The sequence below is a fragment of the Spirosoma areae genome (assembly GCF_054781775.1).
In genome coordinates this window covers 1-1,182 of record NZ_BAAGTT010000059.1, presented here as the reverse complement: position 1 = coordinate 1,182, position 1,182 = coordinate 1, and the positions used below count along the sequence as shown (strand labels likewise).

Here is a 1,182-nt window from a genome sequence, read left to right as displayed (position 1 = left end):
TTTCCAGCGCCGTTCCAGCGGACCATAACTGCTATGGGCCTCATTGGGGCTGAGCATGTTGCAGCTTAGATGCGGCCGCTTATAGTTGTAGAGAAACACCCCTCTCTCCAGCAGATTATAAGCCTCCTCCAGGCTCCGAACCGGTTGATGACTTAGATACTCCTGCTTGAGAATGCCGTTAATCCGTTCGGCAATTGAGTTCTCTAAAGGGTCCGAGTTTTCGGTCATACTGATCCGGATGTGGTAGCTATCAACGACCCGCACATACTCATCACAGCAATACTGAATACCTCGATCACTGTGGTGAATCAGGTTCTTCCCCATCCGTTTAGTAATCTGTTTAAGGGCCATTTCCAGGGCTCGTCGACAATGTACCGCTTCTAACGTATCGGCCACAGCGAAGCCCATGATTCGCCGGGAATAGGCGTCGGTGATCAGGGATATATACAAATAGCCAGCCTCCGTCAACCAGTAAGTGATGTCGGCGACCCAAACCTGGTTAGGCCGTAGAATGGTCAAATCTTTAATCAGGTTTGGATACTTTCGGAAGCGATGACGAGAGAACGTAGTAATCATCTTGCGCTTTCGCTTCCTGATCAACAGGTGGTTAGCGGCTAATAAGTCAAACAAGGAGTCACGTCCCATCTTTATTTCCCTTTCCACCAGTTCTTCTTTCATTAGCTCGTACAGCTTCTTTCCCCCTATTCTAGGATGGTCGCTTCGAAGTTGCTCGACCAGGTTTAACACCTGCTGATCCCGCTCCTCCCCTGTCATCTGACGACTCTTGTGCTGGTAGAACGCCTGTCGACTAAAACCAAACAATCCACCCACCCGCCTTAGGCGAAAGTGCGGGTAGGTTACTCTCAGGAGTTGGATGGCTTGGTATCGAACTTTTTTTCGATGGCGATGCCCAGTTCCTGCTCGGCAATTCGGATGACAGTGGTGTAGTAGCGTACCTGCATCTGCGATTGCTCCAGTTCTTTTTCCAGTTGCTTGACTCGTCCTGCTAACTCATCGGCTTTATGGGCCATCTGCTCAACCAGGGTTGGCGATGGCTGCTGGCTCGCTTGTTTCATAGCATCAGCGCGCTGGAAGTTCTCGTGGCGTACTCGATCCAGCCACTTCCTAACCGTATGGCGAGTCAAAACGTTGAACTTGGCCATGGCCTGATCGATGGTCAGT

General features: G+C 50.7%; 2 protein-coding genes. Both read right to left on the bottom strand.

What is annotated here, in order from left to right:
- On the bottom strand, positions 1-867 hold an 867-nt coding region (locus ACYVI1_RS32630), incomplete at its 3' end, for an IS3 family transposase (protein WP_460916043.1).
- The gene (locus ACYVI1_RS32625) at positions 864-1,181 is read right to left on the bottom strand and encodes a hypothetical protein (RefSeq protein ID WP_460916041.1); all 318 of its coding nucleotides are present in this window, start codon (positions 1,179-1,181) and stop codon (positions 864-866) included. The genes ACYVI1_RS32630 and ACYVI1_RS32625, both read right to left, overlap by 4 nt.
- Position 1,182: the final 1 nt, after the last annotated feature.